The following is a 15,591-nucleotide window of genomic DNA, read 5'->3' on the forward strand; positions in this document are numbered from 1 at the left end:
TGTTGAAGTTTTGACAAACAGCGCACAGGTTAACAAGAATGCGCCACGGATGAGTCACCAGAGATGCGGTTACGGCGAATTCGGTGTTTTATCTGTCCCTCATCGCTCACCGCCACAGCGTGCGCATAAAAACCCTGCTCTTACAGTGGATTATGCTTAGCGACAGAGCCCGAAACCGCGCATCCCAAGATGAAAATGGTTGGCATGAGCGGCATTGTATTCGGGTCCCAGACTATTGCCATAATAGCTGCAACTGGCGCTCAGCATCGCCCGTAACCACGGCGCTGTTTCAGGCTGCCGCCAGCCATTGAGCACCGTCACCCGCTGGCCATCCGCCAGACGAAAGGCACTCAGATCCAGCGCTTCAGCGCTGGCATGCTCGCTACGCCGCGCATCAGCACGATTATAGATGTTGCGGCACGCGTAGCTGCCCAGATGGTCGATCTGGCGCAGCGGCTGGCCGGTAAAATGTTCAGTCAGTGGCCGCGCCTGCTGTTCGATAAACAACGCGGAACTGAGCGCCAGCGGGCAGCTCGCCAGAAAACTGCTGCTCAGTTTCACCACACCGAAATCACGCACCCGTACCACATCGGTTAACGGGCAGCAGCCGCCGCTGTTCGCTACCGCAACAGAGGTCACAAGCCGCTGCTGATTGGCCTGCGCCAGCAGCGCGGCACAGGCAGACGGCGACAGGCGGCGTAACTTAAACTGAGTGATGCGTCCCGGCGGATCGCTCAACTGTAGCGGTGCGAAGGGATTGTAATAAGACGGTAAATAGCGATAACCCACCAGCATCAGCGCCAGCAGAGTACATACAACGATCAGGCTCTTTACGCGCACGTCTCCCCCTCAGTTTTCCTCAAAACATTATGGCAGAAGGCCGCGAATCGTGCGTTTCGTCGTGCTATGGTATGTGTTTTGTGAATAAGTGTGGGTGAACGTAGAAATGGCAAAACTGCGGGTAGGGGTCGTCTTCGGCGGCAAATCAGCGGAACACGAGGTGTCGTTACAGTCAGCAAAAAATATTGTCGATGCCATGGATAAGTCGCGCTTTGAGGTTATGCTGCTGGGGATTGATAAACAGGGTCAATGGCATATCAGCGATGCGAATAATTACCTGCTTAACGCCAGCGATCCGGCGCGTATTGCGCTGAATCCGTCGCAAAACAGCGTGGCGCTGGTGCCGGGCAACACCGCGCAGCAGCTTATTCAGGCGCAAAACAGCGCGCCGCTACCGGATGTTGATGTGATTTTCCCTATCGTCCACGGTACGTTGGGCGAAGATGGCACCTTGCAGGGCATGCTGCGTCTGGCAAACCTGCCGTTTGTCGGCTCCGACGTGCTCGCTTCGGCGGCCTGCATGGATAAAGATGTCACCAAGCGTTTGCTGCGCGATGCCGGATTAGCTGTCGCGCCATTTATCACCCTGACGCGCGCCAATCGTCAGCAGATCGCCTTTAGCGACGTCGAAGCGCAGCTCGGCCTGCCGCTGTTTGTCAAACCGGCCAACCAGGGCTCGTCCGTTGGCGTCAGCAAAGTGACCAGCGAAGCGCAATATCATGAAGCGGTGCGCCTGGCGTTTGAGTTCGACAAAAAAGTGATCGTTGAGAAAGGCATCAAAGGCCGCGAGATCGAATGCGCGGTGCTCGGCAATGACGATCCGCAAGCCAGCACCTGCGGCGAAATCGTGCTGCACAGCGAGTTCTACGCTTACGACACCAAATACATTGATGAAAACGGCGCGCAGGTGGTAGTGCCTGCGGATATCGCGCCGGAGATCAACGACAAGATCCGTCAGATTGCGGTACAGGCGTACCAAACGCTTGGCTGTGAAGGGATGGCGCGCGTCGATGTGTTCCTGACGCCGGACAACGAAGTCGTTATCAATGAGATCAACACGCTGCCGGGATTTACCAACATCAGCATGTATCCAAAACTGTGGCAGGCGAGCGGCATCAGCTATCCTGATCTGATCACCCGCCTGATTGAGCTGGCTATTGCGCGCCATCAGGTAAACAGCACGCTGAAAATTTCCGTCAACGGTTAAGCATCACTTTGGCTTATCCGCCGCCTCCTCCTCTTCCGGGCGGCGGCGGATAATTAACCCGGCCAGCCAAAAGCCAATCACCCAGGTCACCAGCCCGACGGCATAGGTTTGCCAGCCTTTGGCCTCAAACCCCAGCAGGCCCACGACCCCATTCAGAATAAAAATCAACCCAATCGCAAACGCGTAATAGTGCCAGTCACGGCGTATTTTCGCAGGCAGCTTCATGACAACTCCGGCAGTCAAAAAGGCATCATCGCATAGCCTGTCTTTCAGGTCTGTGTGATGTATGGAAAATCTGAAATGTTACTTGAGTAATGAAAACGTTACAAAAATGTGAGCACCAACAAAAATCACTTAACCGGAATCCTTCCCGGAGGGAAATTATCACCATTCTGATGTTGACAACAGGGCGCAACTGTCACACTTAGCCTGAATTCTGACCAGCACCCGCTGCTGCATCACTGAAAGGTAAGCAACAAATTGAGTAAAGAGTACCGGAGGTCTTATGGCTGATTTTTCCCTGTCAAAACCCTTCACGGGCGTGAAAAAACGTGATGCCTCAAGGCCAGGCAATATGGCTTATGCCGTGTTTGTCCTGCTCTGCTTCTGGGCTGGCGCGCAGTTGTTGAACCTGCTGGTACACGCGCCGGGTGTGTTCGAAAGATTGATGCAGGTTCAGGATGCCTCCCGCCCCCACGTTGAACTGGGGTTTGGCGTCGGCACGCTGTTTGGCCTCGTGCCGTTCCTTGTGGGAAGCGCATTGTTGGGTGTCATCGGCCTTTTCCTGCGCTGGCGGCGACACCACTCACGTTAATTCTGCGCCATACAGGCAGCCCGACGATCGTCGACGCGCTTCGCAAACCATGCTGTTGTCAGGTTGCGCGTGATCTTCGGGCTTTCTAACTGGATCCCCGGCAAAATCTCTCTCGGCAGCGTTTTCCCGCTTTTCTGTTCCGCCAGACGATAAACTTCACGGTACAGCTTCGTCTCTTCAAACTTCTGGCTGTCGCCGCGCTCTAGTTGACGGCGAATATCGCGATCGCTCATCCCCAGTTTCGGCCCGAGCTTTCTTACCGCCTGTTCCGTCGCGCCCGTATCGCTGCTGCCGTAAAGGATCACATCGCCATCCAGCGCCAGTTTCACGCCGGTCGCTTTGCTGACTGCATTCTGGAACGCCGCATTGCGGCTGGCGTACAACCCGGCGTTAAAGTCGGCGAAACGGTAAATCGGCGCGCTGTAACTGGCGGGATAATTCAGGAGATGGTAAGTGCCGAACCACAAACCCCCGCGACGGCTGAAAACTTCCTGGCGTACCGTGCCGTCCATCTTCCACGGATAACCCTCGGTGTGCTGCTCGGCAAACGCCACGCTGATTTGCATCGGCCCGCCGGTACGCACCGGATTGAAGGAACCAAACAGCTTCTGCCCCATCGGCACCATATTGATAAAGTCGTCAAAAATGGCGCTCAGCTCTTTTTCCGTTCTGACGTTATCCAGCCGCTCGCTGTAGCTTTTGCCGTTTGGCGAAGGGATTTTCAGGGCGGTATGCACCAGCAATGGCGGAATGTGCATCCGCTGCGCGCGCTTATCGATCTCTTTCCAGGCGATTTTGTTCAGCCCCGGCACGACCGGATCGGCCTGATAGTTTGATTCCTGCTGCGCCACCGCCAGCACCGAGCAGATATTCTCCAGCGTCGGCGCCAGCTTCTGGCTGCTAAATGTGGTGGCGATATCCTGCGCCCAGGCATTGCGATCTTTCACGCTGGCGGGCATTTTCTGCCGCACCACGCTTGCCACATCCAACGGTTTCTTGCTCTCTTTTTCTTTCTCCGCTTCCCGCTGGGAAACCGGGCCTTGCGTGCTACAGCCGGCGAGGATCAAGGCCGCCAGCAGCCAGCCAAAACGGGGGACGAAAACCATAACGTTCCTTGTGTTAACCAAAACGGTGAGGCACAGGCACAATTTCCTGGCCGTTCAGTTCATACTCAAAACTGCGCAAACGTTTGTAGATGGACATCAGCTCCACCAGCGTCGTCCAGGAGGTGATCAAGTACTGGAACGAGCTGCGGACCTGATCGAAAACGTTGGTAATCTGATGCATCAGACCCAGCGTAATCGCACCCGCGGCAATAGTCGGAAACAGCATAATCAGACCAAAAACCACATCCACTTGCATATAGAGAATACGGGCGATGTTGAAATAGGTGTAGTGAAAATAGAGGCGGAAATAGTTGCGGCGCACAGCACTGAACAGTTCGGCAACGGTCGGCGGTTGCGCGCGCGAGGCATCATCTTCGCCGTAGACCAACTCTTTACGGTAGGCAGCTTCAACGCGCTGATTCTTAAATTGTAATCCAGGCAGGTTGATACCGATTAAGGCCAGCAACAGGGTGCCGAACAATGCCCAGCCCACGCCCGCAATCACCAGGCCGTAAGGAACATGTCCCACCAGCGGCAGCTCCTGCACATGTGGCGACAGCGCCACCAGCACCGGCAAAAACGCAATCAGCGTCATAATCGCATTGATAAAGCTGACGCCCATATCTTCCAGCGTCTGGGCAAAACGCATGGTGTCTTCCTGCACACGCTGCGCAGCCCCTTCGATATGGCGCAGATGCGCCCAGTGCGCCATATAGTATTCGTTCATCGCCGTACGCCAGCGGAACACATAGTGGCTAACGAAAAAGTTATTCAGCACCGCCACCGTCACGGCAATCAGCGCGATCCACAAGAAGACGCCAATCTCACTATAAAGCTGGCTCAAACTGACCTTGTTCGGCGCACTGAGCGCGGTTTGCACCAAATCGAAAAACGGCTGATACCAGGCATTGATGGCAACGTTCACCTCCACCAAAAACCAGGTCACAAAGACGATCAATGCCGTACCAAGTACCGACCAGTACTGCCAGCGGTGCGGCGAGGCGACAAACCAGCACAGCGCAAACAGACCGACGCAAACGGCATAATAAGCATAAAAAAGTAAAAAGCTAGGGCACCAGAAACGCGTTGCGCTGATCGGGACTTCCGCCGATGCGCCGGTTAAGCGCATTAACCAGCCCTCACCGCCAGCCTGCCAGAATACGACAGCGATCAGCGCCCAAATAAAGGCCGACAAAAAGAACAGCGTCGGCTTAGGAAAGAAAGATTTAAACATTGGTACTCCTGCTTACTTCTTATTATTTACAAAGATGCTGTGTAGCGGATTTCTGCCCTGGGTATAGCGCAGTGATAAAAAAGCGCCGCGCAGTGCGACGCCGTGTCGTTGTATCAGACCTGAGGGTAACCCCTTAGTTCGCTTGCCATTCGTGAAGAATTGTTTCGACCGGTTTCACATACACCGGGTTGCCGGGAACGGTTAACGTGCGCCACACTTCGTTGTAGTGATCGATCAGGGTTGTGGCCTGCGCAGCCGGGCGATTAGCGGTGGTATGGGCGTCCTGCGCCATGGTGATGGAATAGCCCCGGCTGGCACCGTTTTTCAGCGTGGTATCCACGCAGTAATCAGTGGCACAACCACACATCACCCAGGCGTTGATATCGTGCTCGCGCAGCACCGCTTCAAGCTGCGTTTTATAGAACGCGTCGCAGGCGGTTTTGGTGACGTACAGAGCGTTCGCAGGTTGATGCAGTTCCGGCAGTAGCGCAAAACCTTCGCTCCCCTCTTCCAGCCCGCCCGCTTCAGCATGCTGAATAAAAATCACCGTATCGGCGGCCTGCGTTAACTGGTTAATGCGGGCGACACACTGCGCACGCTGAATACGTTCGGTGGCGAACACGCCATTTTGCATATCCACCACCATCACGACCCGTTTACCTGCCATCTGCTCTCTCCTGTCAGTGGGAAAGAAGGAGATTACCACATCCGGTGAACGCCGTGGTCTGGCGGCAAAATAACCATTTTTACCCATCGTTACGTATTAGGGGGAAAGAATCCGCTATTTGGGTCTTTGCAACACCGCACCAGGTAGTATAAATACGCTCTATCTATCCCATTTATTTATGGATCCCTGCGTTGAAACGTTGTCTGCTTTTCTCTGCGCTGCTCTGCGCGCTGGGCCTGACTTCCGCTCAGGCGGCTGTTCAGTCTCCTGACCCGGTATTTGCATCTGATATTGTTGATCGTTACGCCAACCATATTTACTACGGTAGCGGCGCAACCGGCATGGCGATGGTGGTGATTGACGGCAACCAGCGCGTGTTCAAAAGCTACGGCGAAACCCGCCCCGGCAGCAACGTTCGCCCGCAGCTCGATTCGGTGATTCGTATTGCTTCCCTCTCCAAGCTGATGACCAGTGAAATGCTGGTGAAAATGCTCGATCAGGGCAAAGTCCGTCTCGACGATCCGTTAAGTAAATATGCACCTCCCGGCACGCGCGTACCGACCTACCAGGGCACGCCAATTACGCTGGTGAACCTGGCGACCCATACCAGCGCCCTGCCGCGCGAACAGCCCGGCGGCGCAGCGCGACGTCCCGTTTTCGTCTGGCCAACGTACGAACAGCGCTGGAGCTGGCTCTCAACCGCCACGCTGAAAGCCGCACCGGGTACGCAGGCGGCTTACTCAAACCTGGCCTTTGATCTGCTGGCGGATGCATTGTCGAAGGCGGCAGGCAAGCCTTACCCGCAGCTTTTCGAAGAGCAGATCACCCGCCCGCTGGGGATGAAAGACACCACCTTTACCCCATCGCCGGATCAGTGCAAGCGCCTGATGATCGCCGAGAAAGGCGCCAGCCCATGCAATAACACGCTGGCCGCCATCGGCAGCGGCGGCGTCTACTCCACGCCGGGAGACATGATGCGCTGGATGCAGCAGTTCCTGTCATCGGATTTCTACACCCGCAACAGCCAGGCGGATCGCATGCAAACGTTGATCTACCCGCGCAACCAGTTAACGCGGGTGATCGGTATGGATGTGCCCGGCAAAGCCGATGCGCTCGGCCTCGGCTGGGTCTATATGGCGCCAAAAGAGGGGCACCCTGGGATCATTCAGAAAACCGGCGGCGGCGGCGGCTTTATCACCTACATTGCGATGGTGCCGCAGCATAATGTCGGCGTTTTTGTTGTCATCACCCGTTCACCGCTGACGCGCTTTGTCAATATGAGCGACGGCGTTAACGATCTGGTCAGTGTGTTAAGCAGCAACGTGCCGCAGGTGATCCCCGCCTCCTGATAACGCCAGAGGCAGGCGGTTTCGCCGTTTGCCTCTGCCCTTAACGGCGATTTTGGTAAAACAGAACCTCTACTTTTCGGCTACAATGCCGCCATCTGTTCCACAAACATCAGGCATACCATGACCGATTTAATTACTCGCCCGCGCCGCCTGCGCAAATCACCTGCCCTGCGCGCCATGTTTGAAGAGACAACACTGAGCAAAAACGACCTGGTGTTGCCGATCTTTGTTGAAGAAGAGTTAAACGATTACAAAGCCATTGAGGCGATGCCCGGCGTGATGCGCATTCCGGAAAAGTATCTCGCCCGCGAAATTGAGCGTATCGCCAAAGCCGGTATTCGCTCGGTGATGACCTTCGGCATCTCTCACCACACTGATGAGACCGGCAGCGACACCTGGCGCGAAGATGGCCTGGTGGCGCGCATGTCGCGCATCTGCAAAGAAACGGTGCCGGAGATGATCGTGATGTCCGATACCTGTTTCTGCGAATACACCTCCCACGGCCATTGCGGCGTGCTGTGCGATCACGGTGTCGATAACGATGCGACCCTGATTAACCTCGGCAAACAAGCCGTCGCCGCCGCTGCCGCAGGCGCGGATTTTATCGCCCCTTCCGCAGCAATGGACGGCCAGGTGCAGGCGATTCGCCATGCGCTGGATGCAGCAGGCTTTACCGATACCGCCATCATGTCCTATTCGACCAAGTTCGCCTCTTCGTTCTACGGCCCGTTCCGTGAAGCGGCAGGAACGGCGCTGAAAGGCGATCGCAAAACCTACCAGATGAACCCGATGAACCGCCGCGAAGCGATCCGTGAATCGCTGATCGACCAGGCCGAAGGCGCAGACTGCCTGATGGTGAAACCGGCTGGCGCGTACCTCGATATCCTGCGCGATATCCGTGAACGCACCGAGTTACCGCTGGGCGCCTATCAGGTAAGCGGTGAATACGCGATGATCAAATTCGCCGCACTGGCGGGCGCAATTGATGAAGACAAAGTGGTGCTGGAAAGCCTGGGCGCGATCAAACGCGCGGGCGCAGACCTGATCTTCAGCTACTTCGCCCTCGACCTCGCCGAACGCGGCATTCTCTGAGCCGCCTTTCTCTCCCCTGCGGGGGAGAGAAACATCCCTTCCGCACCGCTTTTGCTGTCATCCAGCCGTCTTGCCGTTGTCATATCTTCATTGTAATGAAATGTAAACGTCATCTTCTCCCGTTACTGTCATCGGCAAGACGGGAGGAGAAACCACCATGTTTAGTCTCGACAACGTACTTGAGGATCTCTGGCCGCAGGCCAGACCTGCGCCCTGGCAAAAAAACCTGCTGCGGCGCCTGCTTTACGAACAGGAGTTCCAGCAGTTTGCCGCAAGCCATCCCCACCTGAAAGGGCTGGATATGGTGGAGCAAGTGTTTGAACATCTACAAATCCGCTGCACCGTTCCCGCTCACGACCTCGAACAAATTCCCGAACAAGGCCCACTGGTCATTATCGCTAACCATCCGACAGGTACGCTTGACGGGATGGCGTTGATGTACGCCGTTTCGCGCGTACGCCGCGATGTAAAGGTGGTCACTAACCGCATGTTGACCCACCTTGAACCGCTCAGCTCGCTGTTTATCCCGGTGGATAACATGGGCGGCCGTACGCGGAAATCCTCGCTGCAACAGATGGAAAACCATTTGCAGGGCGGCGGCGTACTGATCTTCTTCCCGGCGGGAGAAGTCTCACGCATGACGCGTAAAGGCATCCGCGATAAAAGCTGGCATGCCGGGTTTATCAAACTGGCGGGCAAGTTTCGCGCACCGCTGCTGCCCGCCTGGATCGACGCGCGTAACAGCGCGCTGTTCTATGCCAGCGCGATGGTGTCGGATACGCTGCCCTTCCTGCTGCTCATGCAGCAGATGTTTCGCCGCCGGGACAGCAACCTGCCGATCAAAATCGGCCAGCGCATTCCCTGGGATAGCTGGCATACGCCGCAACTCGCCCCGCGCGAACTGGCCGATAAGTGTCGCCAGCATGTGTTGCGTCTGGGTAAAGGACTCCCCGGCCCCTTTAAAACCGAGTGCGCCATCGCGCGCCCGGAAGAGCGCGTCACGCTGCGCCGCGAACTTAATAATGCCGAGTGCCTCGGCCGCACCGCGGACGGAAAAATCATTTATCTCTGGCAGCGCAACGGGCAGGAAGACGCGCCGCTACTGCGCGAACTGGGACGGCTGCGCGAAGTCGCCTTCCGTGCGGTGGGTGAAGGCAGCGGTAAACGTCGTGATACGGATAAATATGACGACGATTACCTGCACCTGATCCTGTGGGACGAGGCCGATCTGGAAATTGTCGGTGCATACCGCTTTATGCCGACGTCACTGCAGGTTGAAGCGCGCGGGGTGGAAGGCTTATACAGTTACAGCCTGTTCCATTACGACGATCGAATGTCCGATGTGCTGCGTCACGGCATCGAACTGGGGCGCAGCTTTATTCAGCCGCGCTACTGGGGACGCCGCGGCCTGGATTATCTGTGGTCGGGCATTGGCGCTTACCTGGCGCGTTACCCGCAATACCGTTATCTGTTTGGCCCGGTCTCTATCTCCGGCGGCCTGCCGCCAGCGGCGCGGGATCTGCTGGTAGCGTTCTACCGCCTGTGGTTCCCGGCGACCTGGCCTCTGGCCTCATCGCGTCGGCCGTGGCCCGCCACGATGCCGGACGTGCTCGCCCAGTTTAGCGGTGACGATTACACCGAAGATTTGACCCGGCTGAAATCGCTGCTCGGCAACCTTGGTTGCGGCATTCCACCGCTCTACAAGCAGTACTCAGAACTGTGTGAACCGGGCGGCGTGCAGTTTATCGACTTCGGTTGCGATCCCGACTTCAATAACTGTGTCGATGGTCTGGTGCTGGTGGATTTAACGCGGCTGAAAGCAAACCGCTACGAGCGTTATATCGCCGCGCATCTGCCGGAGCAAAAAGCGGGCTAAATGTGACTAAAAAGCGTAACGCGCCGCAGGCCTGGGCGCTGGCTTTCGTGCCGGAGAAGGCGAAATCCTTTTCCGGCACGCATACATTCAACCCTGCACCAGCCGCAGCTGCGCCCGCCTGCTGTTCAGACGAGGATTATGCGTCAGGATGACATATAAAATCGGTCGCCAGGCCATATATATCCTCCTTTGTTAAATATTCCTGGATTTGCCTGAAACTGTTTTTTTTCCAAATTAATGGCTGCAAAAAATCAGGTCAATCTATTATCCAGAAGAATATTTAACATCAGACATTCACCTGATTAATATGTGTAACCGCTCACAAAAAAGAGCCAAATCACGCCATAAAATCAATGTGTTAACTTATTGTGAAAATAAAAAAATAAACGTAGCGCCCTTGTATTAATTAAAGCATCGAACGCGCAAAGCGACGTAAGAATTATCGGATTTAAATTTCCAGTTATTCCCTATTATATTTCCAAAAACCGCGTTAGCAGCTGTTTCTGTCCGCACTGAGACACTCAATTTCACCTTAGAAAGTTTCTTCCTCCGCTTTCACCATTGCAGGGCAGCCTGCACCCGTTTTCGGTCGTCGGCGGTGCACTTTTATTGTGCATTTAGCGCTGTGTTGCCTGTAACCCCATGAGCCAGAAGGTTTCTTTTTTCTGGCACTGACTTTGCAACTCTGCCTGCAACTGTATTAATGGCGAGGCAGTAAAAAGAATGAACACACAAACAACACTAAAAAGAACACTCGGCAGCTTCCGCCTGTGGGGCATTGCCGTCGGACTGGTTATTTCAGGGGAATACTTCGGCTGGAGTTACGGCTGGTCGCAGGCCGGAACGCTCGGCTTTCTGATTGTCGCGCTGGCGATTGCCGCCATGTACTGCGCCTTTATTTTTAGCTTTACCGAGCTGACCACCGCGATCCCGCATGCCGGTGGGCCTTTCGCTTACGCCTACCGCGCCTTTGGGCCTACCGGCGGGTTTATCGCCGGGTTTGCCACGCTCATTGAGTTCGTCTTTGCACCACCGGCGATCGCCATGGCGATTGGCGCCTACCTTAATGTGCAGTTCCCGTCACTCGATCCGAAATGGGTGGCCTGCGGCGCGTACGTCATCTTTATGGTGCTTAACATTCTGGGTGTCGGTATTGCCGCCACCTTTGAGCTGATTGTCACCCTGCTGGCGATTTTCGAACTGCTGGTGTTTATGGGCGTGGTTGCACCGGGTTTCTCGTGGAGCAACTTCACCGCCAACGGCTGGGCAGGCGCGGAAAGCTTCAGCGGCCTCGCGCTGCCGGGCATGTTTGCGGCTATCCCGTTTGCTATCTGGTTCTTCCTGGCAATTGAAGGCGCATCAATGGCGGCAGAAGAAGCCAAAGATCCGAAACGCACCATTCCGCGTGCGCTCGGCGGCGGCATTCTGACGCTGACGGTGCTGGCGGTTGGCGTGATGGTTCTTGCGGGCGGTGTTGGCGACTGGCGCACGCTGTCGAACATCAACGATCCGCTGCCGCAGGCAATGAAAGTGGTGGTCGGCAGCAGCAGCGGCTGGCTGCATATGCTGGTCTGGCTCGGCCTGTTTGGCCTGGTCGCCTCGTTCCACGGCATTATTATGGGCTACTCCCGCCAGATCTACTCGCTGGCGCGCGCGGGTTATCTGCCTGCCAGCCTGGCTAACCTGAACCGTAAAACCCGTACACCGATTCTGGCGATCCTCGCCGGTGGCGTGGTGGGGATTGCGGCGATCTTCTCCGATTCGCTGATCACCATCAGCGGCATGCCGCTCACCGCCTGCATTGTGACGATGTCGGTCTTTGGCGCTATTGTTATGTATATCATCTCCATGGCCGCGCTGTTCAAGCTGCGCCGCAGCGAGCCGGAACTTGAGCGTCCTTTTAAAGCGCCGTTGTTCCCGTACGCACCGGCTTTTGCGCTCGGCATGGCGGTTCTCTGCCTGGTGGCGATGGTCTGGTACAACACCCTGCTGGCGCTGATTTTCGCCGTGATGATGCTGGGCGGTTATATGTGGTTTCGTAAAACCGCATCGGCGCGTGAACGTGCCGCGCTGGACCCGCAACTGCGCGCTATCTCCTGAGGAGACGCAATGTATAAAACCACTCTGGCGCACCGCACATGGCAGTTCGCCAGCCTGAAAGAGGTCATGGCCAAAGCTTCCCCGGCACGTTCTGGGGATGTACTGGCCGGGGTTGCGGCACAATCAGCCGAAGAGCGCATGGCGGCAAAAATCGCCCTTGCCGATATACCGCTGCGCGAGATCCTCGACAACCCGCTGGTTCCCTATGAAAAAGATGAGGTGACGCGCCTCATCATCGACACGCACGACAGCGCCGCTTTTACGTTAATCGCCCATCTGACGGTGGGCGAATTTCGTGACTGGCTGCTGGCCGATACCACCGACACTGCGCTGCTGAGCCAGGTTGCTCCGGCGATCACCCCGGAAATGGCCGCCGCCGTCAGCAAACTGATGCGCAACCAGGATTTGATCCTTGCCGCCAGTAAATGCAGCGTCATCACCCGCTTTCGCAACACCATCGGTTTGCCAGGCCACCTCAGCGTGCGCCTGCAACCCAACCACCCGACTGACGATCTGAAAGGCATTGCCGCCAGCATGCTCGATGGCCTGCTTTACGGCGCGGGCGATGCGGTGGTCGGCATCAACCCGGCCAGCGACAGCCTGCCGGTGCTGCAAAAGCTGAACCATATGATGGCGGACATCATCGACCGTTTTGCCATTCCCACCCAATCCTGCGTGCTGACGCACGTCACCAACACGTTACAGCTGATTGAGCGCGGCGCGCCGGTGGATCTGGTGTTTCAGTCGGTCGCCGGTACGGAAGCGGCAAACAGCGGCTTTGGCATTAACCTCGCGCTGTTGCAGGAGGCGCACGAGGCCGCGCTTTCACTGAAACGCGGCACGCTGGGCGATAACGTGATGTATTTCGAAACCGGCCAGGGCAGTTGCCTGTCGGCGAACGCCCATCATGGCGTCGATCAGCAAACCTGTGAAGCGCGCGCCTATGCGGTAGCGCGGCACTTTAAACCGCTGCTCGTCAACACGGTAGTTGGGTTTATCGGCCCGGAATACCTGTATGACGGCAAACAGATTATCCGCGCCGGGCTGGAGGATCACTTCTGCGGCAAACTGATGGGGCTGCCGATTGGCTGCGACGTCTGTTACACCAATCATGCTGAAGCGGATCAGGACGATATGGATACGCTGCTGACGCTGCTGTGCACCGCCGGCCTGACCTTCCTGATTGGCGTTCCGGGCGCAGATGACATCATGCTCAACTATCAGAGCACCTCATTTCATGATGCGCTCTACGCGCGTCGCCTGCTGGGGCTGAAGCACGCGCCGGAGTTCGCCGACTGGCTGACGCGGATGCAGATTATCGACACCCACGGCCAGTTACGCCTCACCGGCGCAAACCATCCGTTACTGACCGTGATACCACAAGGAGCGCCTGCATGAACTCGCCTGATGCCTGGTCCCTGCTGCGCGAATTCACCGACGCCCGCATTGCGCTGGGGCGCAGCGGCGCCAGCCTGCCAACCAACGAAGTGCTGAAATTTGGTCTTGCCCACGCCCAGGCGCGTGACGCCATCCATCAACCCTTCGATAGCACAAGCCTGGCAAGCCAGCTCCACGAACTGGGGCTGAGCACGCTGGAAGCGCACAGTGCAGCGTCGGACCGACATATCTATCTCAACCGCCCGGATCTGGGGCGCATGCTGAGCGAAGAGAGCCGTGCCGATCTCGCCGCCAGCCGTACGCCCGCGCACGATCTGCTGCTGGTAATTGGCGATGGCTTGTCATCGCACGCGGTACACCGCCAGTCCGTGGGCTTAATCCGCGCCCTGCTGCCCTACCTTGAAACGCTGGGGATTTCGCTTGGGCCGATTGTACTGGCGCACCAGTCACGCGTGGCGCTGGGCGACGATATCGGCGAAACGCTGGGCAGCAAAGCGGTGGCCATTCTGATTGGCGAGCGGCCCGGTTTGTCCTCGCCGGACAGCCTGGGCGTCTACCTCACCTGGAAACCGCAGCGCGTGCGCATTGAGTCGGAACGCAACTGCATCTCCAACATTCGCCCGGAAGGGCTGAATTACGAAGCGGCGGCCTTCAAACTGGCGTGGCTGCTGGAACAGGCGTTTTTGCGCCGTCTGACCGGCGTACACCTGAAAGATGAGAGTGATAACCCGGCGCTGCATGGCCGCGTGACGCCGCGAATTACCGCAACAAGCTAACCCGTTGGCAATGCGGCTCCCGCGTTGCCACTTTTCTCCCACCGCTCACTGCCCTTCCCCTTCGTCATTCGTCCCTGTCAGGCATAAAAAAGTGCTTACCCCCCGGCAGCACATCGTCTAAGTTGATGGCGTGATAAAAAAACAAACGGGTAACCTATGAAAATTGTCGTGTTAGATGGCGGTATTCTTAATCCGGGCGATCTTAGCTGGCAGGGGCTGGAGCAACTGGGCGAAGTGGCGGTATATGACAACTCCACGCCGGAGCAAGTGGCAGAAAGGCTGGCGAACGCCGATGTCGCCATCACCAACAAAGTTGCGCTGGGCGAAACGGTGTTCAGCCAGTGTCCGGCACTGAAATTTATCGCCGTCACCGCCACCGGCTATAACATTATCGATCTGAGTGCCGCGCGTTTACGTGGTATTGCCGTCTCCAATGTGCCCTCCTACGGCACCGCTACAGTGGCGCAATTCACCACCGCACTGCTACTGGCGCTGTGTAACCGCGTCAGCGAACACAGTATGGATGTTCGCGCCGGTGGCTGGCAGCAGCGTAACAGCTGGTGTTACTGGCTGAATCCGATGGTTGAACTGGCGGGCAAAAAGATCGGCATTATCGGTTATGGCCGCATCGGCCAGGCGGTGGGCGCTATCGCCCAGGCGATGGGGATGACGGTGCTGGCCTGCGCGACGGGTTCAGCGAAAAAGGTGGAAAACAGTAACGTGCGGTATGTTGATCCCGACACACTGTACGCTGAAGCTGATGTCATCAGCCTGCATTGCCCGCTGACGCCTGCCACCAAAGGGATGATCAACCACAGCACGCTGCAAAAAATGAAACCCGGCGTACTGCTGCTGAACGCCTCGCGCGGCGATCTGGTGAATGAAGCGGATCTGGCTGCCGCGCTGAATGAAGGCCATGTCGCCGGCGCGGCGGTGGATGTACTCTCCAGCGAACCGCCTGCTGCCGATAACCCGTTGCTGTCCGCCAAAAACTGCCTGATCACCCCGCATATTGCCTGGGCATCGGTGGAAGCGCGCGGGCGCATTCTTGCGACAACCGTGGAAAACGTCGCTGCGTTTATTACCGGACAACCGCAAAACCGGGTGGATTAAGCGATCGGCGCCCGTTTGA

The 15,591-nt window shown here is 56.9% G+C and carries 14 protein-coding genes; 9 read left to right on the top strand and 5 right to left on the bottom strand.

What is annotated here, in order from left to right; translation table 11 throughout:
* Positions 1-156: 156 nt before the first annotated feature.
* Positions 157-795 carry an extensin family protein gene (locus tag CWM66_RS07380; RefSeq protein ID WP_369878869.1) on the bottom strand — a complete coding sequence of 213 codons (639 nt, stop codon included), beginning with the start codon at positions 793-795 and terminating at the stop codon, positions 157-159.
* A 151-nt stretch (positions 796-946) separates the two neighbouring features.
* Between CWM66_RS07380 and ddlA the strand changes: the two genes are divergently transcribed.
* Complete coding sequence (ddlA, locus tag CWM66_RS07385; RefSeq protein WP_107146422.1) at positions 947-2,047, top strand: D-alanine--D-alanine ligase; 1,101 nt, start codon at positions 947-949, stop codon at positions 2,045-2,047.
* Positions 2,048-2,050: 3 nt separating this feature from the next.
* On the opposite strand, the gene CWM66_RS07390 is transcribed toward ddlA, so the two are convergent.
* The gene (locus tag CWM66_RS07390; RefSeq protein WP_007373454.1) at positions 2,051-2,272 is read right to left on the bottom strand and encodes a DUF2754 domain-containing protein; all 222 of its coding nucleotides are present in this window, start codon (positions 2,270-2,272) and stop codon (positions 2,051-2,053) included.
* Between the two features lie 280 nt (positions 2,273-2,552).
* On the opposite strand from CWM66_RS07390, the gene CWM66_RS07395 reads away from it, so the two are divergent.
* Entirely contained in the window at positions 2,553-2,861 is a 309-nt protein-coding gene (locus tag CWM66_RS07395) for a DUF2755 family protein (RefSeq protein WP_007373453.1), read from the top strand.
* Here the strand turns inward: CWM66_RS07395 and CWM66_RS07400 are convergent.
* The 3 genes from CWM66_RS07400 to CWM66_RS07410 form a co-directional block, all read right to left on the bottom strand.
* Entirely contained in the window at positions 2,858-3,967 is a 1,110-nt protein-coding gene (locus CWM66_RS07400) for a DUF1615 domain-containing protein (RefSeq protein WP_035887226.1), read from the bottom strand. The two genes, CWM66_RS07395 and CWM66_RS07400, sit on opposite strands and share 4 nt — an antisense overlap.
* A gap of 13 nt (positions 3,968-3,980) precedes the next feature.
* Positions 3,981-5,201, bottom strand: a complete 1,221-nt coding sequence (gene sbmA, locus CWM66_RS07405; RefSeq protein WP_007373451.1) for a peptide antibiotic transporter SbmA — start codon at positions 5,199-5,201, stop codon at positions 3,981-3,983.
* 133 nt (positions 5,202-5,334) lie between these two features.
* Positions 5,335-5,868, bottom strand: coding sequence for an isochorismatase family protein (locus CWM66_RS07410; RefSeq protein ID WP_007373450.1), 534 nt, complete (start codon positions 5,866-5,868; stop codon positions 5,335-5,337).
* 191 nt (positions 5,869-6,059) lie between these two features.
* On the opposite strand from CWM66_RS07410, the gene ampH reads away from it, so the two are divergent.
* The 7 genes from ampH (at position 6,060) to CWM66_RS07445 (ending at position 15,572) form a co-directional block, all read left to right on the top strand.
* Positions 6,060-7,217, top strand: a complete 1,158-nt coding sequence (ampH, locus tag CWM66_RS07415) for a D-alanyl-D-alanine-carboxypeptidase/endopeptidase AmpH (RefSeq protein ID WP_107146423.1) — start codon at positions 6,060-6,062, stop codon at positions 7,215-7,217.
* 120 nt (positions 7,218-7,337) lie between these two features.
* Entirely contained in the window at positions 7,338-8,309 is a 972-nt protein-coding gene (hemB, locus tag CWM66_RS07420) for a porphobilinogen synthase (protein WP_007373448.1), read from the top strand.
* 157 nt (positions 8,310-8,466) lie between these two features.
* Entirely contained in the window at positions 8,467-10,185 is a 1,719-nt protein-coding gene (locus CWM66_RS07425; protein WP_035887220.1) for a lysophospholipid acyltransferase family protein, read from the top strand.
* A 723-nt stretch (positions 10,186-10,908) separates the two neighbouring features.
* The gene (gene eat / locus CWM66_RS07430; RefSeq protein WP_007373445.1) at positions 10,909-12,285 is read left to right on the top strand and encodes an ethanolamine permease; all 1,377 of its coding nucleotides are present in this window, start codon (positions 10,909-10,911) and stop codon (positions 12,283-12,285) included.
* Positions 12,286-12,294: 9 nt separating this feature from the next.
* A complete protein-coding gene (locus CWM66_RS07435; protein ID WP_007373444.1) occupies positions 12,295-13,683 on the top strand; it encodes an ethanolamine ammonia-lyase subunit EutB in 1,389 nt (462 codons plus the stop codon).
* Complete coding sequence (eutC, locus tag CWM66_RS07440) at positions 13,680-14,459, top strand: ethanolamine ammonia-lyase subunit EutC (RefSeq protein WP_079516867.1); 780 nt, start codon at positions 13,680-13,682, stop codon at positions 14,457-14,459. Before CWM66_RS07435 ends, eutC begins: the two co-directional genes overlap by 4 nt.
* A gap of 156 nt (positions 14,460-14,615) precedes the next feature.
* Positions 14,616-15,572, top strand: coding sequence for a D-2-hydroxyacid dehydrogenase (locus CWM66_RS07445; RefSeq protein WP_007373442.1), 957 nt, complete (start codon positions 14,616-14,618; stop codon positions 15,570-15,572).
* Positions 15,573-15,591 lie beyond the last annotated feature (19 nt).

This window comes from Kosakonia sp. H7A (assembly GCF_003028445.1).
Classification (GTDB): Bacteria; Pseudomonadota; Gammaproteobacteria; order Enterobacterales; family Enterobacteriaceae; genus Kosakonia; species Kosakonia radicincitans.

Excerpts from the sequence above, each read along its gene's own strand:
- CWM66_RS07395 (WP_007373453.1), top strand. The coding sequence starts at position 2,553 with ATGGCTGATTTTTCCCTGTCAAAACCCTTCACGGGCGTGAAAAAACGT.
- eutC (WP_079516867.1), top strand. The coding sequence starts at position 13,680 with ATGAACTCGCCTGATGCCTGGTCCCTGCTGCGCGAATTCACCGACGCC.
- CWM66_RS07435 (WP_007373444.1), top strand. The coding sequence starts at position 12,295 with ATGTATAAAACCACTCTGGCGCACCGCACATGGCAGTTCGCCAGCCTG.
- CWM66_RS07410 (WP_007373450.1), bottom strand. The coding sequence starts at position 5,868 with ATGGCAGGTAAACGGGTCGTGATGGTGGTGGATATGCAAAATGGCGTG.
- CWM66_RS07400 (WP_035887226.1), bottom strand. The coding sequence starts at position 3,967 with ATGGTTTTCGTCCCCCGTTTTGGCTGGCTGCTGGCGGCCTTGATCCTC.
- ddlA (WP_107146422.1), top strand. The coding sequence starts at position 947 with ATGGCAAAACTGCGGGTAGGGGTCGTCTTCGGCGGCAAATCAGCGGAA.
- hemB (WP_007373448.1), top strand. The coding sequence starts at position 7,338 with ATGACCGATTTAATTACTCGCCCGCGCCGCCTGCGCAAATCACCTGCC.
- eat (WP_007373445.1), top strand. The coding sequence starts at position 10,909 with ATGAACACACAAACAACACTAAAAAGAACACTCGGCAGCTTCCGCCTG.
- CWM66_RS07445 (WP_007373442.1), top strand. The coding sequence starts at position 14,616 with ATGAAAATTGTCGTGTTAGATGGCGGTATTCTTAATCCGGGCGATCTT.
- CWM66_RS07380 (WP_369878869.1), bottom strand. The coding sequence starts at position 795 with ATGCTGGTGGGTTATCGCTATTTACCGTCTTATTACAATCCCTTCGCA.
- CWM66_RS07390 (WP_007373454.1), bottom strand. The coding sequence starts at position 2,272 with ATGAAGCTGCCTGCGAAAATACGCCGTGACTGGCACTATTACGCGTTT.
- sbmA (WP_007373451.1), bottom strand. The coding sequence starts at position 5,201 with ATGTTTAAATCTTTCTTTCCTAAGCCGACGCTGTTCTTTTTGTCGGCC.
- CWM66_RS07425 (WP_035887220.1), top strand. The coding sequence starts at position 8,467 with ATGTTTAGTCTCGACAACGTACTTGAGGATCTCTGGCCGCAGGCCAGA.